The sequence below is a fragment of the Paenibacillus sp. An7 genome, from assembly GCF_009870785.1.
GTDB lineage: Bacteria > Bacillota > Bacilli > Paenibacillales > Paenibacillaceae > Paenibacillus.
Map to the genome: position 1 here is coordinate 416,886 of NZ_WTWX01000002.1, position 18,034 is coordinate 434,919.

Genomic DNA, 18,034 nt, shown 5'->3' on the forward strand with positions numbered 1-18,034 from the left:
CGGATCTACTGCAAATCGGCAGAGATCGGAGGTTTTTTTGTACCTGCTGTTCTTCTATTGAGCCAGTAATAACGATGCAGTTCTAGTATGAAATGAAACATAACAAAAGTAAGCATAGTGTATACACACATGAGTACAATCGTCACCGTTTTTTCCGTTACAAACATGAGAGAGAGATTCGCAGCCAGATAACCAGCTCCCGTTAATGCGGCTATGGACACCCTTGGCACTCTTCTCTCCTGCTTTATCCTTTTATGCAGTGATTTCAACTTCCTGAGATGAGACTTGATGTAGTGGTATAATGCAAAACCGTAGGCAGCAAATGAACCAATAGCGTACATTGGTGTTTTAAAATCAAGCCCTGTGTAAGCAAATTTCTGAGTTACAATGACGAATCCGAGTGAACTGACGATACCAAATATACCTCTGAATAAGACGTAGTTCAGCTGAAGCTTACGCGGGGCAGCCATCAAAGCGAAAGCCCATATATTCATAACAGCAAGCGGCGGGAACAGGATATAGGCATATATCGGTTGATACGGTACGCCTAATACAGGAATCACTAAGAATAGATTAAGGAAAAAAAGTACGAGAATTCCTGCATTCAGTCTAATCCCCCTCACAGGATACAAGGTGAGGTATTCCTTATTTGTTTTTCCCCATTCCATATTTCCATCTTGCTCGTTAGAGCTCCATTTCATGAACATCGTCCTCCCTGCTCTCCTCTACCCGGTTCACTGCGCCCCAAGGAAGATAGAAGAAAAGTACATACAGCATAAGAAAAAGAATAAGCGCTAGTATTTCTTCCATTACGATATAAAACGGATAGGGACCCAGCAGATCCAGGATAGATGGCGTATCCGGTTTATGTGAGAGGAACATATAATTTGCTCCTGTCATCTGATTGATCAGCCACACGAAACCGGCCGCCACATTGAGCATGACAAAACCAATGGGTACTGATATGAAGGATAACTTATTATTTTCAACCCACGTCATATAAAAAGCAGACAAAATAATTGCTCCATGGGCGATAAAAAATTGAAAAAAGCGAAAATGCGGAAAAGCATAAGCTAAGTTAGGGGTGAGCAAGGCTGCGAGTGCTCCGCATATTCCCGCATAAAACACAAAGATATACAGGATTCTGCTTTTTGTAATCAGCATCAGAATCGATAGTATAAGCGTAAGACTGCATAGTTCAAGCGGCAACGTATTTTTTATATCCCAAAGCCTAAAAGCTTGATACCATATTTCGAGCGTGAGTTGCGATATTATTAATATGGCAGCAAGACTCCACCGCAGCAGCTCTTTCAGCAGAAGCGATCGACGTAACTGAAACCTAAATAAGAACAATAATAAAAACAGCGCTAAAATAATGAGAAGCACAGTAACATGAGAACCTGACATATACTCAAACGTCCCGGCATGAAAGGGATCAACTATAGACGAATCACGTGAGATGAAGTACACTCTGCTCCCCCGATCTTTTACGTATCTTGAAATAAGTTTCTGAGAGCCAACCGAAATAACGAAACAAATCGCTCGTTTGTTCGCTTAAGGGGATATTACACAAATCATTGATTAATTGGAATCTCTTAGGTTCTTTTTTTGTTGTTTTATGAAATAGGTATATCTATGAATTAGGCAGCCCTAGTATCCTCGTCACTTTGGTAGATTTGCTGCATATCATATTTTATAGAGATAAAAAGACTACGCTTTCATTTTATTTCCAACTTTAGGTCTGATTGATGTATACTATTATTGCTTGGTGAAAAGATGGAATTTTACAATAAACTATCGCAAGCTATATTTTACATCATAATAGCTTCCTACTGGAGGGAACGTTTGTGTCTGAAACGGTAAGAATTGAACGAGATTTTATTGGTGAACTGAGTATTCCTGCGTCTGCCTACTATGGCATTCAAACGATGCGGGCGGTAGATAATTTCCCGATTACCGGAGTACCTATTGAAAAAGAACTCATATTTGCTCTTGCCGCGGTGAAGAAAGCAGCAGCAATGGCTAACATGGATATGAAAATGCTTCCGCCGAGAATCGGAGAAGTGATTATCAAAGCAGCAGAAGAAGTCATGCAAGGTCAACTTTTAGATCAGTTTATCGTTGATTCCATTCAGGGTGGTGCAGGCACCTCCATTAATATGAATATGAATGAAGTCCTTGCCAACCGAGGACTTGAACTTTTATCTAAAGTGAAAGGCGATTATTTTCACTGTAACCCGAACAACCACGTAAATATGTCCCAATCTACCAATGATGCGATTCCTACAGCCCTGCGGATTGCAGCCTATCGTCATGCAACTACGCTTTTACAGACAATGGAGCAGCTTCATGAAGGGTTTGTCCAAAAGCAGGTAGAATTCGATGATGTCGTCAAAGTAGGAAGAACGCATCTGCAGGATGCGGTTCCGATTAAACTCGGACAAGAATTTGGCGCCTATGCGAAAGTGCTCTCTAGAGACATGGAGCGACTTCAAGAAGCGTCCAAACGACTTCTTTCTATTAATATGGGAGCTACGGCTGTTGGTACGGGGCTAAATGCAAAAACGGCGTATATCCAAAAAGTCACCGAACATCTCGGTGAAATTACAGGCTTACCTTTATATACCGCGGAAGATCTAGTAGATGCTACACAGAATACAGATGCGTATCTAGAGATGTCTGCCGCACTCAAAGTATGTGCCGTTAATATGACCAAGATTTGTAACGACATTCGGCTTATGGCTTCCGGTCCAAGAGCAGGTTTCTCAGAACTTCTGCTTCCGGCAAGACAACCAGGTTCCTCCATCATGCCAGGGAAAGTAAACCCCGTAATGGTTGAAGTCATGAACCAGATTTCATTCCAGGTCATCGGTAACGACCATACGATCGCGCTGGCCTGCGGTGCAGGACAGTTTGAACTTAACGTAATGGGTCCCGTTATTGCCTTTAACCTATTACAATCACTCAAGATTATGAGTAACGGAATGGATGTATTCTACCGGTTTGCCATTAAGGAACTGGATGCGAACCGTGACCATATCAAACGAGTGCTGGATCAAAGTTTCACCATGATTACCGCTCTGAATCCACATCTTGGGTATGATGTAGCGGCTGGCATCGTGAAAGAAGCACTTCGTACCAAGCAGACGATTACCTCCATTATTCTAGAGCGAGGACTGCTGACAATCGAAGAACTCCAAGAAATTATGCATCCGGAACAAATGACGACACCAGGTATTGCAGGTGAACGTTTTCTTCATATGGGATAGCTCACGCTAGCATGAATTAGTAAGAAGCCATGTTTCCTCTTTAGAGGGCACGGCTTCTTTTTTAATTCTGTTTTTTGTAAAATTTTGTTTTCAATTCTGATAAGATTAGGAATTTAGTATTTTTCAGAGACAAGTTTGGCTTGTGTGAACAAAAGTAAGTAATCGCGTCCGCCTGCTTTAGAGTCTGTCCCTGACATATTAAATCCACCAAAAGGATGAACGCCTACTAATGCACCCGTACATTTTCGGTTGAAGTACAAGTTACCTGCAAAAAAGACAGATCTAGCCTGTTCCAGATGTGTCCGGTTTCTGGAGAATACCGCACCGGTCAGTCCATATTCCGTATTGTTGGCATACCGCAATGCTTCTTGGAAAGATGAAGCCTTCGTAAATGCCACGACAGGACCAAAGATCTCTTCCTGCGATACACGCGAAGTAGGACTTACCCCCGCTATGATCGTCGGTTCGATGAAATACCCATCATTAATCTCTGCTTTTCCTCCAAGAACAATCTCCCCTTCTGTTCTTCCGATCTTGATGTAGTCCTGAATTTTTCGAAAAGCATGCGGATCAATCACCGGTCCAACATTGGTCTCCGGCTGCAGCGGGCTGCCTACTTTTAACTTTCGGGTTAGGGCGATTACTTTTGTAAGGACTTCATCATATACACTTTCATGAATAATCGCTCGGGAGCAGGCAGAACACTTCTGACCTGCAAAACCAAATGCAGAGGCAGTAATGGCTTCTGCTGCGGCAGTGAGATCACTTCCTTCATCTACGATAATCGCATCCTTGCCGCCCATTTCGGCAATAACTCGCTTCATCCATTTCTGTCCCGGGGCTGTTTTTGCAGCCCGTTCATTAATCCGCAGTCCCACTTCTCTGGAGCCTGTGAAACTAATAAACCGAGTCAGCGGATGATCAACAAGGTAGTCACCGATTTCGCTCCCCGCCCCGGGTATGAAGTTAACAACCCCGCTCGGTACCCCTGCTTCGATAAGAAGCTGTACAAATTTTGCGGCAATAACGGAAGTCGTACTGGCTGGTTTTAGCACCACTGTATTGCCCGATACGATAGCCGCCGTGGTCATGCCTGCCATAATCGCAAGCGGGAAATTCCAAGGGGGAATGATTACTCCGACCCCCAGCGGAACATAGTACAGCTCATTATCTTCCCCTTCAATATGAACCAGCGGCTGCGGCTGTGCCAGACGCTGAGCTTCCCTGGCGTAGAATTCCATAAAATCGATGGCTTCTGCCGTATCTGCATCTGCTTCCCCCCACGTTTTCCCCGCCTCGTACACCATCCAGGCAGAGAATTCATGTTTTCTCCGGCGAAGCAGTGTTGCTGCTTTGAATAAGTATCTCGCCCTCTCCGTGAACGTCGTATAGCGCCAATGTTCAAATACCGCCTGGGCTGTGACAATCGCTTGCTCTGCCTGCTCTTCACCCGCCTGTGATAAACTACCAATCACCTGATCTTTCTGGGAAGGATTTATGGAGATGGCTTTTGCTGTGGTCTCGATTTCCTTACCGCCAATGATCAGCGGGTAATGCTTGCCAAGTTCGGATTCAACCAGCCTCAGCGCATTTTTAAATAATGTCTGATTTCCTTCAGCACTAAAGTCAGTAAAGGGTTCATTTTGGAATGGAACGGGCATATTTGTGCCTCCTTCTAATTACTGGTCAGGCTTGTTCTCAATTTGCCGGAAAGTGAGCTCCCTGCTTTGTTGTAAATGAAATGAGAAAAGTTCTGTATTTCATATGTATTCATCTTGACTTTCCCCCATACATATGAAACGTAGAAGGAGAGATGAAGCCCATGAAAATTGGAACCGAGCTATACCGAAAAACCTTGCTCACTGTCTCCAGTAATCCGTTGGTGGAGAAGTTGACCTTAAAATACGGCAAGTCCTTGGCAAGAAAATTCATTGCCGCAAGTGATCTAGAAGGAGCCATTGAAGAAGTAAAGATGCTAAACAGCAAGGGAATCATGGCCACATTAGACCATTTAGGGGAAGGAGTGACACAGCTTGATCAAGCGTTAAGCTATCGTGATGAATACATTCGGCTGATCAAGGCAATTGCGGAATCTCGGGTAGATGCGAATGTATCTTTGAAACCAACACAAATGGGTCTCGCTCTAGATAAAGAGATGGGGTATGAACATATCCGTGCCGTCGTTAGGGAAGCAAAATACTACCGGAATTTTGTCCGGATAGATATGGAGAATTCGCCATATACGGATGCTACTTTAGAAATTGTATGGAAGCTGCACAAGGAACAGTTAACGAATGCAGGCACTGTGATTCAAGCTTACTTGTACCGTTCGGAACAAGATGCAGCTGATTGTATAGATAAATGCATTCCCCTCCGGCTTGTAAAAGGAGCTTATAAGGAATCCTCTTCCATTGCCTATCAGAATATAAAGGATGTACTCTGGCAGTACAAACGAATCATCCAGATGCATCTGGATCACCATGTATACACGGCTATCGCTTCTCATGATGACAAGATCATAAGATGGACGAAACAATATGCTCTGGAACATGATATTCCGAAGGACCGTTTTGAATTTCAAATGCTGTATGGACTTCGTATGCAGGAACAAGTGAAACTAGCAGAGGAAGGTTATCGGGTGCGATGTTATGTGCCTTACGGAACGATGTGGTATCCCTATTACACCAGGAGGCTCGCAGAAAAGCCGGCCAATTTAATGATGGTGCTAAAAAATATGGGAAGGTAAATTAATTTACCTATACCTTTCGTTGCTCAGCAAGTAAGGAATGATTAGAATTTCTTTTCTTTGTGGGACTGAAAGGAAAAAATAAATAATGAAGTGGCAAAAGGGTGACAGCAGATTAAATACGAGGGAATTGAAAGTTTGCAAAGGAAGTAAATACGGAGTTTTGATGAATAGGTAAGGCTGCCGTTTGGCAGCCTTTAAGCATCGAACTATTTGCTTGCTCTCTCCATCATAATCTTACATAGCTATGGAGAATTCATTTAACGCTAGTTTTATCTCGTGTTACTTCTTGGGCCTGATCCCCTTTTTTACCCACTTTTAGGATCGGCGATTTTGGTGCCAGTCAGAGTTTTTAACCTTATAATAAATTTGGTAAGGTTCATACCCGATGTCACGGATTCTCCTAAGTTGAATAGAAGGATCCTGGTTGACCGTTTTGAAAAAAAATCTCCAGCTTCCCCACTCGCGCTCGTTCTCCATCTCAATTTCGGATGCGATGTCTTCGCTGTCGACAAACAAAATACGTTCTTCCTCAGCTATACCAGCCAGTACCTCTGGTCCGAAACGAAACGCACCCATCTGTTTGTCTTCCGGCAATGATACGAATTGGATCCCAATTGGAAAAATCAAGGTGATTTTGTCGCCATCTTTCCAGTCACGTCGAATAGAATAGAATTGGTCACTTTCAGCGGTTTTTCCGTGGAGGACGCCATTAACATATACGAATGTTTCCGACATGATCCAATCCGGTATTCGGCAATGGACCGCAAATGATTTCGGCTCTTTTGTATGTACAACAAAATCATACTTGCGGTATGGCGGGATATTTTCGTGATTTGCCGTAATTTCGTTGATTCCCTGATATCCTGAAGTATTCGAGGAATTCATCAGGCTTCCACTCAAACGGTCTTGTTGTTGTTGTATCCGCACAGGAACTCCTCCCATATCCGCAGTGACTTCAGAGTCGAAATACTGACAGATATATATGCCGTCCCCATCCTGATAATACAAGCCTCGATTCCATGCTGCATTCGCTTGGACCATCGTTCCATGACAGCAGAAGAAGCTGTCTGTCTCCGTGCTCCAATCCTTACGCAAGCCTGCTTTCATTGGCAGAAAATATGTAAGCAATCCGGTATGAGGATATGGATGCTTATTGCCGTTTAGATGATACTCCTGGAAGTAGGCTTGCGCCATAATTCCATTGTAAATGTTATATTCGATATATTGTGCGTATGCAGGTTTACCGGAATGACGGAACAAAAACTCAGCTAAGCGAATCATATTATAGACCGTACAGTATTCTTGGTTTTTATCCCCTAGACGAGCCTTCATTTTCATCTTTGGTATCCAGACTTCACCAGACGTCTGACCACCTGTGGCCAGATACCCCCTCTCCGTCACCGCACAATTCCAATAGGCCTCCACGATATCCATCCATCTCTTCTCGCCCGTAACTTCATACGCACGAGCAGAGCCCAGCACTTCCGGAATGGTCGTATTCGCGTGCATATTCGTCAAAGGGTCCTTACCTTCCAGCAAAGGTTGAAAGAGCCTGCTGCGATAATACCGTTCTAGCAGTGTCTTGTATTTATCCTTGCTAGTGATCTGCAGGAGATCCGCCCAAACTTCCAGCATCCCACCGGTTTCCACATCCAGAATGTGGTCAAACTGCTCCCTGGAAAAACCTTTACTCCATTCTACAAACCAGTCTGCGAACAAATCCGCGATTTCAAGCGCCTTCACGTTCCCTACATACTGATAGACATCTACTAAACCCATGAGCAGCTTATGGAGATTATATTGGGGAGCCCAGACATTTTTCCCCTTCGTAATCCAGTGCAAATATTTCTCGGGAATCGGACCTACCCACTGCCCACCATTATCCTTTTGGCATTCGGCTAATTCCTCTATGATGACTTCGATCTTCGCTTTAAGCTCTGGGTCTCCTGTCTTGAAATGATGCATTGCCGCAGCCGACAGCCAGTGTCCAAGAAAATGGCCTCTGAGTTGACATACGGGAGTTTCCCATCCCCCATGCGCTCCCTTCGGGATGTCTCTCCCCGTATAACGGCCCGCTTCCAGCTTGTAGTTAAAAAGAAGATGGTCGCTGTCCAGCTTCATCAAATATGCTCGGTTTGCAGCCTCTCTACGTTTGATTTCCCCGTCGTGGATCAGAACGTTTTTCCCTTTTAACTCGATCATATAAGGCTTCCTCCCGTACTTTCGGAATGGTCTTCATAAAACTGCCGAATTAAGAAAATATTGAATAATCTCCCTCTGAGCCAGTAAGCGAAATCAGTCATTTTTTAGGGTTGAAATAAAAGCTGTGAAAACAGATGGAGATCATTTTTCCATACCGGCCAGTCGTGACCGCCTGGTTCTTTATACCAGATATGAGGAACATCGTTCTCTTTTAAGTAAGTATGCATTTGTTCACTATTCGAAATAAGATGGTCCTGATCGCCGCAAGAGATCCAGAGTAAACGAAGAAGAGATGTAGTATCCCCTGGGTTCGGTACAAGGATTTCAGGACTTTTGGTATTAGGTGCGGGAGAAAAAGCCCCGATCCATGCAAATCGATCCAGATGATGGAGTCCAATATTTAATGACTGGCCTCCTCCCATCGATAAACCTGCAAGCGCACGGTTTTCTCGGCCCGTCTCGACAGAGTAATTAGATTCGATAAATGGAATCAAATCATGGAGTAAATCGAATTCGAACGTCTCAAACGCTTTTATTTTTTCTGCATCAAAAATATCTCCCTCTGCTCTGTCATTCGGCATTGCACGACCATTCGGAAATACAACAATCATGGGTTCAATCTTATTGTCATTGTATAAGTTATCCAGAATCACTTGTGGAGCGGCATGGTTATACCACTCAGATTCATCCCCGCCTATACCATGTAAAAGATACAGAACAGGATACTTGCCATCCGGCGAATATCCTGGCGGAGTATACACCATCGCTTTGCGCGAATTTCCAACAGTTGATGAAGAATATTCAACCATCTCTATGGTCCCGCGATTTATATTTTCTCTATACTGGTCATAACCCTCAGGTGCTGCTTTTATCATTGTCATCTCACCTTTCAACTCGAAATCGTATGCTTTTTTTACCATACATAGCCATATGTGCCCTATTCTCTTCCGCCCCTTCATTGTAGCGCTTTCAAAAAGGGGTATCCACCTGTCTTCAACTGTTTGTACACCCAGCAAAAGATAGTCATTATTTACGGGTAAAAACAAGGGTCCGGCAAATAAATTCTTATTAACCGATCTCCAAAGGGATTGAGTAGTTAAAAAATATAAATGTACAAAAGAACACCAAAGTTCAATGATGAACTTTGGTGTTTTTATTTTGAACATAAAATCCAGTGTCTTTGCTATTCCCATTCTTGTAAAAGCACTCTTTCTGATGTTGAATTACACGTAAAATACTGTGTTACTATATCTCCTATCTATGGATTTCTCATCTCATAGATTTTTTATAATATTCTGAAAACCCGAATCTACATTCTCAGCGATAGTGAGAGATTATTGAATCTGATAATGCGTTAGTAAAGATTCATTCAATTGGTTTATTTTTATAAGATGCGGCTTTAACTTATCCAGAAGCTTAATTTTTGCACCTATCAACTGGTCTGAAAAGATTAACGATTGAGTATTGGAGCTATCTTTCAGTTCCGTGAATGTTTTGTCCAGCGATCGCAGCTCTTGCGCCAGTGAAAGTAAATATTTACGTGTATATTCATCTAGTACCTTTGGTTTCGATGTCCAATAAAGATAACTTATACTGTACATTGGGTTCCATGTCGGACCACTTACTAAGAGAAATAAGTCAATATCTTCATAATATGCATGGTTTATGATTTCTCCTTCTTCTTTTTCAGAAAAAGTATCACTAAAATTCACAAACATCATCAGCTGTTCATCAACTTCTTCGGCTTGTGTTTTGGCAGTTTCTATTAATTCTTGAATTTTAGCAGGCCTCTCGTCTTCCTCTGTTTTACTTAATGCTTCCAAGGTGTTAGCAAGCGGAAGTGGTGATACAGGATGCTTTAATAAGTATAGGAAACCGGAGTCATTTTTTGTTTGATACATTTGTTCCAATTTGTTGTACTCTTGATTGTGCTTTATTTCCGCATCTTTATATACCTTTGTGTAAATCATCGTAACTACGCCCAAAAGTATAACAAATACGATAACGTATGATTTCTTTGACAACTTATCTTCCTCCCAAGGTGAATTTACCCTGCTAAGACTAACTTATTATCAGCCAAAAACAAAGCCAATATTTTCTATATAGTTATCTGTCCATTCTAAGATCGAAGCACTTTTGCTTACTAAAATGCAAACAAACCGAGATAAGATATGATCTTGTGATCTTGATCCCGGTTTGTGTAGCGTGGATTATTTAATTTATATCGGTTTTTACAGGCACACATATTTCACAATCATCATCTAGGATCATATGACCCTTGTACCTTTCGATCACGGGTTTGTTATCCATAAGATATCCTCCGTTCTGTATCGCAGGGAAGATTTGATTCCAAGCTTTCTGAATATCTTCTGCTGTATGTTTTAGCTTAAAAATAGCATAGTCACCACAAGGCAGCTTACTCTCACTAATGATCTTATTCATTTGATAATCTTGGGGGATGACAATACAAGCATCATATCGACATTGTTCAGGAGGCACCGTTTCAGGATTATCCTGCGAAATTCCGAACAGGACAGCAGATTCAGTAAGCAGATTTTCCTCCTTTGCCCACTCCTTTAATCTTTGCATAACCCGGATGTTACCAGAACCATAAGGACCTATTTGTCGTACATAGGCAATGCGAACACTTGGCAGCGTCTCAATATCAAACTTCATCCCTTCTTTCCCCCTCTTTCAACTGTTATTAGATGCACTTCGAATGCTATCATGATATAAAAATTTATTCCTATATTTTTTTGAATGAAATAAATTCTCTAAAAGCTTGGGGGCTTATTATGGCTTAAAACATCCGTATATGTACTTAGGTAAAATAAAAAAACTGCAGACAAACTAGTCTAAACTAGTGTGTCTACAGTCTATCTACAGACCATATACAGTCTATAGCACCTCAGGTGAGAGGTGCCCTGACGTCTTAATACCAGTCGGTCAATCGGGTATGATCAAAATCAACGCCGTACACCACATCATTTTCTATGATCTTCCACGATTCCGCATTGACAACACAATGAATAAATGTAGATTTAAACGTTTCAATCGTTGCAGGTACGGCCTTGATGACTCTTTCAATCGGTGAACCTTTGCCTGAATGGAAAGCTTCCACAGCCACTTCATTTGCTGCTTTAGAAGCGAGGTCAAAGCAACCTTGTAATTCATTTATTATAAATTGGTCGAGATGATTTGGAAATTTCATATATGCATAGATCGTTAGTTCAGAGTCACGTCTTTTTAAACAAGGGTACGTGAATTTCACTTTGCCGAATGGGGTTTTAAAAGCATTTTTACATGCTGCAATTTTAAATTCTGGAACTTTGATTCCAAATAACCTTTTATTAATCTGTTCTATTTCGGTTAACGGCTGTAGGACAGGAAGAACGAACTCACTTTCACTAGATACTATTTCATACTCGATATGTTCAGGGTCTGGCGTCGTGATAAAAAATTGCGGCATCACCGCCAGAAGTTCTTTTTGAATATCAGAAGGCAGATCAATCAGATCAACTGCATCTCCGTGGTCTTCCACTTCCTCATAAGGAATCGGTTTATCTGATCGATAAAAATTGTAGGCCCACTGTGCTTTTATGCGGTTCACGGATATCCTCCTCGTGCTTATCTCTAGGCTAATGTATGCACTCCCCACGCCGTATGTGATTGATGCACAGATAGATGGTTTGCTATTGATACACTTTAGTAGAAGAAAAAGATAGGAAGTGATAGTATTTGACCGGTTTTATTGGATTTTTGTTCATCATTTCAGGACTCGTTGCAGCAATCTCTCCTTATTCAGCCTGGTATTTATCTTATGGTTGGAGATTTAAAGATGCAGAACCGAGTGAGTTAGTATTAAGTACAGAGCGAATTGTCGGCATTGTCCTCGTAATCGCCGGGTTTATTACGGTGATCTCCAGCTGTTCTACAGGAAGTGCGGATCGAAATTGGCAAGTTCAATTCAAAGAGAAACTAGCTGCAGGCGAGGTTCAAGAAATATCCATTGGTTTCGTTACCCCTGTAACCCTGACAACAGAAGAAACAACCGAAGTGGTCCATATGATGGAGGAAGCAGAACTTATACCTATGAATTCAAGTAATGTGTATGGCTCAAACAATTCAGGTTCAATGATGTTCACAGATCAGAGCAGTGTAGAAATCGTATTTTTCGGTAATTCTGGCAGGATTGAGTTACACCCAAATCATATGGATAAAATATATATCATTGATAGCGAAGATCTAGAAAATTGGTATCTCATTAATAATTTTGACTGATTGGAAATAAGAGGTACACTAGAGAAGAAATGATTAAAGCGGATCGCAAAAAAAGGAGATGGCCCGATATGGATTTTCAAACCAAGCTAAATAATTATGCAGAACTACTCGTGAAAGTCGGGGTAAATGTACAAAAAGGGCAAACTGTCGTCCTGAACATATCCATTGAGTTACCTGAACTGGCTCGTGCTATTGTCAAAAAAGCATACGAAGCGGGTGCCTACAAAGTGAAAGTCAACTGGTCAGACGATGAAGTATCCCGTATTCACTATGATATGGCATCTGAGGAATCTTTCCTGGATGTACCAAAACATACCGCAGCAGAACGCATCGAACAAGCAGAGAATGGTGCTGCTTTTATTACAATTAAGTCCGATGATCCTGATCTGCTCGCAGGTGTATCTTCTCAAAAAATCATTAACGCGAACAGAACACTCAGCACTGCACTGACACGTTTTCGTCAATTGACTCAATCCTTTAAGGTAAGCTGGTCCCTTGGGGCTGCTCCTTCTAAGGGATGGGCTGCTAAAGTCTTCCCGGACTTGCCGGAAGATCAGCAAATTGCGAAGCTGTGGGACGTTATTTTCCAAATGGTGCGTGCCGATCAGCCTGATCCGGTTGGTGCTTGGGAGAAACATATCGCAACACTCAAAGAAAAAAGTAATTACCTGAACCAAAAACAATATAAAAAACTTCGCTACGTTGCCCCAGGTACAGATCTTACGATGGAACTTCCAGAGAACCATATCTGGCTTGGCGGGAATAAGGAAAATGAAAAAGGCGTCTGGTTCGTACCGAACCTGCCGACAGAAGAAGTCTATTCTGCTCCGCTGCGTACAGGTGTGAACGGAAAAGTCTCCAGCACGAAGCCGCTCAGCTACAGCGGGAACATCATCGACAACTTTACATTTACGTTTGAGAATGGACGTGTCGTTGATGTAACGGCTGAAAAAGGCGAAGAAACGCTGAAAGGTCTCGTTAACATGGATGAAGGCGCTCATTATCTGGGTGAAGTTGCCCTTGTACCGCACCATTCTCCGATCTCAGACAGCGGTGTTCTTTTCTACAAAACTCTGTTTGATGAGAATGCAAGTTGCCATCTCGCGATTGGAAGTGCCTATTCTGCATGTATCGAAGGTGGAACCGAAATGACTCCTGAGCAGCTGAATGAGCATGGTCTGAACACGAGTACGGTACACACCGACTTCATGATCGGCTCTGCCGAACTTGATATCTATGGTGTTACTGCGGATGGAACAGAAGAACCTGTATTTAAAAAAGGAAACTGGGCGTTTTAATTCACGCATATAATGCAGAAGAGGTTGTCCCTATTCACCGTATGGTGATTTAGGCAACCTCTTCTTTTGATTTAACATCCGAAATTTATATTTAACAATTTGAAGGATAATATTTTATATGGTAAGGAATCGGAATCGTTCTTAGACTCTTTCGCTATCCAAAATAAAGTATATGATCTACACTTTGGAGAGCCCTGCCTTCGTCACCTCGTACTTCTACCCTTGGTCTTACCAACGCGACTTTACCTTATGCACTGAGGCTCGCAGACCGCGGAGTACTGGAAGTGTTGAAGCTTGACCCTGCATTACGTGCCGGACTTCATGTCTTCCAAGGACAAGTTATTTACGAAGCAGTAGCAAGAGATTTAGGTTATGAATATACACCAGTAGACAAAGCAATCACTAATGCATCTTCAACTTAATAATGCTTAAAGAAAAAAAGAGATTGCTCTCGTAAAGTTCTACGCAAAAATATTCTATTTATTTCCATTATTCAATCGTTATAACCCCCTGTTTTACCGATGACATGTGTGTCTTGGAAGCACAAAGTTCCTCTTCTCCCATTGTATTAGATTTAATCTGCATTCCCTGCTTACGATCTAGACGATGAGGCATCGCAGTTACACCGCCCGCGAGCTGCAAATTTCACGAAAATTACATTCTCCGCATACTCTTCTTGACGGCATCGGTGTAAAGAAAGAGATGTCTTTAGGACGATTATAATAATCATCAGCAAGACAGGATTTCATCTCTTCAATAGATCGTAAGGTCGATGCAGATACTTTATCAATATCCTGCTGCGTAGCCTGATAGGTTTCACACTCGCCTGTAAGCAGATATTCGACTCGCATCTCAATGTGTTCGTACGGAACATTATAGTGCTCATGAACATAAAGCGCATAGAGATATAACTGATCTGTAAAATCATTCTCTTTACCCGTCTTCCAGTCTACAATGACAATATGTCCCTGCTCATTTCGGTACAGTACGTCCATCTTCACGTACACCCTCGTATCATGCATTATCATATGATCCCATTTCTCGATCTCCATAATATGGGCTGCGCCGCTCTCTACTTCTTTCCACGTTCTCGTATGATACAGCTTGTCAACGACCGTCTGCATACGGGACTTAATAGAAGAAATCCGATCTTTCAGCTTCTCATCTTCATCATAATAAATTTCGGATAACATGGTTTGATATTTAGGACGAAGATGCCAGCCAGTCACATCTTGCGATTCTTTGTACGCCTGGTTAAGCAGTTCTCTCATCTTTTGGTGTAAAAAAGAAGACTCCGGAACCTTTCTTTCCTTATCCCAGCTGCGAATCACAGACTCGCACATCTGATGAGCCAGATTCCCAAATACGAGATAGAGATTACTGAGCTGTTTTAAACGGTAGGTCTGAATTTGATCTGGATCTGCCGTTTCTAATTTCCATCCATTATGAGAACCGTAATAATGGTAATAATATTTACGAAGACAATCATCAAATATAGCGGCTCTAGAACCAGAGTATGACCAAGGAGGATACGTTGTTATCATATGTATCTTCTGCCTTTCTTTGCAATCTGTCATCGCTTTGATGTATTGTATTTTATCATAGAATAGTAAGAGAAACCTACGGCGGCCTACTCCTGTTTACACCGTTACTAAACAGAACAGGGCTCGAAATATGAAGGGGTTGTCACGTACATGGAGCGTTACCCGAATCACCACTTGGAACTACCCGATCTAGAGCAAATCGATGCTCTCTTGAGTCAGGTAGATATCATCGGCAGCGATGATAATGAACTTGTAAGCATCACAAATCAAGCTAACGGCGTACAATGTATTGGCATTGGAACCGACGCAGCTGTATTTACGACCGAACAATATCCACATTTTGCATTTAAAATATATTCTCCTGAAGCGATGGAGAAGAAGACGATTGAAAAATCAGTCTACGACCGGCTTGCCGGTTCTCCCTTTTTTGCTGTCTGTTATGGAGAAGGGAATCGTTATCTTGTGCTCAGTATGGAAGAAGGACCTACACTTGAAGATTGTCTTATGGCAGGGCTCCCCGTTCCCGAACAGGTCATTCTGGATGTAAAAGAAGCCCGCGAGTATGCGATTAGTGTAGGGCTTAACCCAAGGGACATCCACCTAAAAAATGTACTGAATCAGAATGGACACGCCAAAGTGCTCGATGTATCTGAATATGTAAAAGAAGGAGATGACCAGCGGTGGGACCATCTGGTATGGGCCTATTACCATGTGTATCCACGGTTTAACCAAGTTAAGGTCCCGCGCTGGGTAATCGATACCGTGAAAAAGTGGTACCATCGCCGAAATAAAGCTTCCATGAATCTAGAAGATTTCGCTGCACGGGTAACTCGTTTATACGATAAACTGTCACGTAAATAATAATTTTTGTGTCCTTTTCGACTCCTGAAGCTTAGGTACGCAGAGAACAAAAGAGGATCACCCGGCCCTAGCCGGTGTGACCCTCTTTATTGTCCCACTTACTGCGTATTTATTGTTACATTACCGTCCCTGTAATACTTGTTCCGCTCTTTTTGATTTTATAAGAGATAACCTCTCCACTCCAGAAATGGAACTTCAGAATCACTTCTCCGTCGTTTACTTCATTAAAGAAAGCTGGTTTCAGTGTGATTTTCCTATCTTCATAGGAAGGGCTGAATGTATATTCGAACTCCTTATAGGAAGTCCAGTTCTGTGGACCTGCATTGCTTCCATCTGTATAGACAGCTTCCATCGTAGCAAGCAGATCTCCGTTAAAAGTAGTTGGAATGACAAAATCACTCGTTGTTCCCTGTGCATTCTGCAGCTCAGGTTTACTGTTTGTGATCACACGGAACTTCCAGTCTGCACCTTTGTTGAATTCCGCAGTAATTACAGCATTCACTCCATACTCGCCTGAAGCTGTCAGTTCTGCTAATTTCGCTGCTTTAATGGTAAGTTTCTCGCCAGAAAGGTCATACTCTTTCTCTTTTTTCAGGTTCTTTCCATTCACACTCAGTTTCGTTAACCGATTGCCGTTTAAGTTCAGTTGGATCTGCTGATCCTGTCCAGCTGTGCCTTTTTCCACAAAAATAAGATCCGTCTCAGCGGTAGCCGAGCGTGTCTTCCGTCCTGCTTTCATCATGTCAAAAAGGTCCTGATCAGACCATTTGTATTCCGTTCTGCTAAAGTGCTGTCCGTTATCCCACAGCATATGGGTAATATTTTTTTCGTTTAGAACATGCGTAAGGTATTCAAAGAACTTCAGTTTTTCACCTTGTTCAATCGTATTGGTACTTTGGTCAAAACCAAGCAGCCCGTACTCACCTAAGATTACCGGTATACCTTTGGCAACAAAGATGTTGTAGACGTTATTGAAAGTTTGATCAATATCATTTTTTGTATCTTTTTCAAAACGAGTATAACCGGCAATGTTCACACTAAACGGCCAGAAGCCATAGTAATGAACGGTTGCGATAATGTTCTCATCGTTCAATGTGGTAATGGTACGATAAAGATCATCCATACGTTCTTGTGATGGAGATGCTTCAAGTGTAGATAATACGAGTGGACGAGCAGCGTTGATCCCGCCAGACTCACGGACTATTTTATGAAAAGATAAATTCAGCTCTTTGAGCAAATCTAACTGTTTGGCTTCATCCGTTGTTCCGCCGTCCGTAAAGCGAGGTTCATTCACACTTTCAAACATCAATTTGTTTGACTGATTCTTGAAGTGATCGGCAATTTGTGTCCAAATGGCGTTGTATCTGGCAAGGACTTCATCATGTTTTTTCTCCATCTGGCTGATCCAGACCCACGAATCGTGGTGTACGTTAATCATGACATACAACCCTTCATCAAGAGCCCACTGGACCACTTCCTGAACACGGTTCAGATAAGCAGGTTCAATGGTATAGTCTGGTGCTGCTCCGATATGGGAGTCCCAGGTGACTGGAATCCGAATACTTTTATATCCCTCATCTGCAATATTCTGAATTAATTCTTTCGTGATGCGCGGATTGCCCCAAGCCGTCTCATCTGCACCTACGGCATCCAGGGAGTTTCCAAGGTTCCATCCAGGCTGCATATCGTTTACGTACGACTGAAGCTTAGACTTGTTCCCCTTTGCTGCTTGTGCCTTGGCAGGAAGAAAGGTAGTAGAAAACAGGGAGAACATGAGTGCAAAAACCAGAGAAAACGTGAGCATCGATTTCCATTTTTGATTCACTTAAT

Annotated in this window: 17 protein-coding genes; 6 read left to right on the forward strand and 11 right to left on the reverse strand. The window is 42.3% G+C overall.

Features of this window, described 5'->3' with window-relative positions; all coding sequences use genetic code 11:
* Positions 1 to 5: 5 nt before the first annotated feature.
* Positions 6 to 701, reverse strand: coding sequence for a hypothetical protein (locus tag GQY27_RS04955; protein WP_236570482.1), 696 nt, complete (start codon positions 699 to 701; stop codon positions 6 to 8).
* A complete protein-coding gene (locus GQY27_RS04960; protein ID WP_160032409.1) occupies positions 685 to 1,407 on the reverse strand; it encodes a YwaF family protein in 723 nt (240 codons plus the stop codon). Before GQY27_RS04960 ends, GQY27_RS04955 begins: the two co-directional genes overlap by 17 nt.
* A 440-nt stretch (positions 1,408 to 1,847) precedes the next feature.
* Between GQY27_RS04960 and GQY27_RS04965 the strand changes: the two genes are divergently transcribed.
* Positions 1,848 to 3,269: an aspartate ammonia-lyase gene (locus GQY27_RS04965; RefSeq protein ID WP_160032410.1), complete on the forward strand. Its 1,422-nt coding sequence runs from the start codon at positions 1,848 to 1,850 to the stop codon at positions 3,267 to 3,269.
* A gap of 113 nt (positions 3,270 to 3,382) precedes the next feature.
* On the opposite strand, the gene pruA is transcribed toward GQY27_RS04965, so the two are convergent.
* Positions 3,383 to 4,930, reverse strand: coding sequence for an L-glutamate gamma-semialdehyde dehydrogenase (gene pruA / locus GQY27_RS04970; protein ID WP_160032411.1), 1,548 nt, complete (start codon positions 4,928 to 4,930; stop codon positions 3,383 to 3,385).
* Between the two features lie 161 nt (positions 4,931 to 5,091).
* Between pruA and GQY27_RS04975 the strand changes: the two genes are divergently transcribed.
* A complete protein-coding gene (locus GQY27_RS04975; RefSeq protein WP_160032412.1) occupies positions 5,092 to 6,015 on the forward strand; it encodes a proline dehydrogenase family protein in 924 nt (307 codons plus the stop codon).
* A gap of 318 nt (positions 6,016 to 6,333) precedes the next feature.
* On the opposite strand, the gene GQY27_RS04980 is transcribed toward GQY27_RS04975, so the two are convergent.
* The 5 genes from GQY27_RS04980 to GQY27_RS05000 form a co-directional block, all read right to left on the reverse strand.
* A complete protein-coding gene (locus GQY27_RS04980) occupies positions 6,334 to 8,220 on the reverse strand; it encodes a beta-L-arabinofuranosidase domain-containing protein (protein ID WP_160032413.1) in 1,887 nt (628 codons plus the stop codon).
* Positions 8,221 to 8,324: 104 nt separating this feature from the next.
* Positions 8,325 to 9,095 (reverse strand): alpha/beta hydrolase, encoded by a 771-nt coding sequence (locus GQY27_RS04985; RefSeq protein ID WP_160032414.1) that lies wholly within the window; start codon positions 9,093 to 9,095, stop codon positions 8,325 to 8,327.
* A gap of 459 nt (positions 9,096 to 9,554) precedes the next feature.
* On the reverse strand, positions 9,555 to 10,244 hold the full coding sequence (locus tag GQY27_RS04990) for a hypothetical protein (RefSeq protein WP_160032415.1): 690 nt from the start codon (positions 10,242 to 10,244) through the stop codon (positions 9,555 to 9,557).
* 190 nt (positions 10,245 to 10,434) lie between these two features.
* A complete protein-coding gene (locus GQY27_RS04995) occupies positions 10,435 to 10,896 on the reverse strand; it encodes an AraC family transcriptional regulator (RefSeq protein WP_160032416.1) in 462 nt (153 codons plus the stop codon).
* Between the two features lie 256 nt (positions 10,897 to 11,152).
* Positions 11,153 to 11,830, reverse strand: a complete 678-nt coding sequence (locus tag GQY27_RS05000) for a hypothetical protein (protein ID WP_160032417.1) — start codon at positions 11,828 to 11,830, stop codon at positions 11,153 to 11,155.
* 128 nt (positions 11,831 to 11,958) lie between these two features.
* On the opposite strand from GQY27_RS05000, the gene GQY27_RS05005 reads away from it, so the two are divergent.
* From GQY27_RS05005 to GQY27_RS05015, 3 genes are all read left to right on the forward strand, one after another.
* On the forward strand, positions 11,959 to 12,501 hold the full coding sequence (locus GQY27_RS05005) for a DUF6199 family natural product biosynthesis protein (protein WP_160032418.1): 543 nt from the start codon (positions 11,959 to 11,961) through the stop codon (positions 12,499 to 12,501).
* 68 nt (positions 12,502 to 12,569) lie between these two features.
* The gene (locus GQY27_RS05010; protein ID WP_160032419.1) at positions 12,570 to 13,799 is read left to right on the forward strand and encodes an aminopeptidase; all 1,230 of its coding nucleotides are present in this window, start codon (positions 12,570 to 12,572) and stop codon (positions 13,797 to 13,799) included.
* 194 nt (positions 13,800 to 13,993) lie between these two features.
* On the forward strand, positions 13,994 to 14,221 hold the full coding sequence (locus GQY27_RS05015) for a hypothetical protein (protein WP_160032513.1): 228 nt from the start codon (positions 13,994 to 13,996) through the stop codon (positions 14,219 to 14,221).
* A gap of 67 nt (positions 14,222 to 14,288) precedes the next feature.
* Here GQY27_RS05015 and GQY27_RS21890 read toward each other — a convergent pair whose 3' ends face one another.
* Both GQY27_RS21890 and GQY27_RS05020 read right to left on the reverse strand, forming a co-directional pair.
* Entirely contained in the window at positions 14,289 to 14,414 is a 126-nt protein-coding gene (locus tag GQY27_RS21890) for a hypothetical protein (protein WP_268893013.1), read from the reverse strand.
* 5 nt (positions 14,415 to 14,419) lie between these two features.
* Complete coding sequence (locus tag GQY27_RS05020) at positions 14,420 to 15,340, reverse strand: PD-(D/E)XK nuclease family protein (RefSeq protein ID WP_160032514.1); 921 nt, start codon at positions 15,338 to 15,340, stop codon at positions 14,420 to 14,422.
* A 153-nt stretch (positions 15,341 to 15,493) separates the two neighbouring features.
* On the opposite strand from GQY27_RS05020, the gene GQY27_RS05025 reads away from it, so the two are divergent.
* On the forward strand, positions 15,494 to 16,204 hold the full coding sequence (locus GQY27_RS05025; protein ID WP_160032420.1) for a serine/threonine protein kinase: 711 nt from the start codon (positions 15,494 to 15,496) through the stop codon (positions 16,202 to 16,204).
* Between the two features lie 115 nt (positions 16,205 to 16,319).
* Here the strand turns inward: GQY27_RS05025 and GQY27_RS05030 are convergent, their stop codons facing one another.
* Positions 16,320 to 18,008 (reverse strand): cellulase family glycosylhydrolase, encoded by a 1,689-nt coding sequence (locus tag GQY27_RS05030; protein WP_160032515.1) that lies wholly within the window; start codon positions 18,006 to 18,008, stop codon positions 16,320 to 16,322.
* Positions 18,009 to 18,034: the final 26 nt, after the last annotated feature.

Bases quoted from the DNA above. Each gene is read 5' to 3' on its own strand.
- pruA (WP_160032411.1), bottom strand. From the start codon at position 4,930: ATGCCCGTTCCATTCCAAAATGAACCCTTTACTGACTTTAGTGCTGAA.
- GQY27_RS04985 (WP_160032414.1), bottom strand. From the start codon at position 9,095: ATGATAAAAGCAGCACCTGAGGGTTATGACCAGTATAGAGAAAATATA.
- GQY27_RS04960 (WP_160032409.1), bottom strand. From the start codon at position 1,407: ATGTCAGGTTCTCATGTTACTGTGCTTCTCATTATTTTAGCGCTGTTT.
- GQY27_RS21890 (WP_268893013.1), bottom strand. From the start codon at position 14,414: ATGCCTCATCGTCTAGATCGTAAGCAGGGAATGCAGATTAAATCTAAT.
- GQY27_RS05010 (WP_160032419.1), top strand. From the start codon at position 12,570: ATGGATTTTCAAACCAAGCTAAATAATTATGCAGAACTACTCGTGAAA.
- GQY27_RS04995 (WP_160032416.1), bottom strand. From the start codon at position 10,896: ATGAAGTTTGATATTGAGACGCTGCCAAGTGTTCGCATTGCCTATGTA.
- GQY27_RS04980 (WP_160032413.1), bottom strand. From the start codon at position 8,220: ATGATCGAGTTAAAAGGGAAAAACGTTCTGATCCACGACGGGGAAATC.
- GQY27_RS05025 (WP_160032420.1), top strand. From the start codon at position 15,494: ATGGAGCGTTACCCGAATCACCACTTGGAACTACCCGATCTAGAGCAA.
- GQY27_RS04955 (WP_236570482.1), bottom strand. From the start codon at position 701: ATGAAATGGAGCTCTAACGAGCAAGATGGAAATATGGAATGGGGAAAA.
- GQY27_RS04975 (WP_160032412.1), top strand. From the start codon at position 5,092: ATGAAAATTGGAACCGAGCTATACCGAAAAACCTTGCTCACTGTCTCC.
- GQY27_RS05030 (WP_160032515.1), bottom strand. From the start codon at position 18,008: ATGCTCACGTTTTCTCTGGTTTTTGCACTCATGTTCTCCCTGTTTTCT.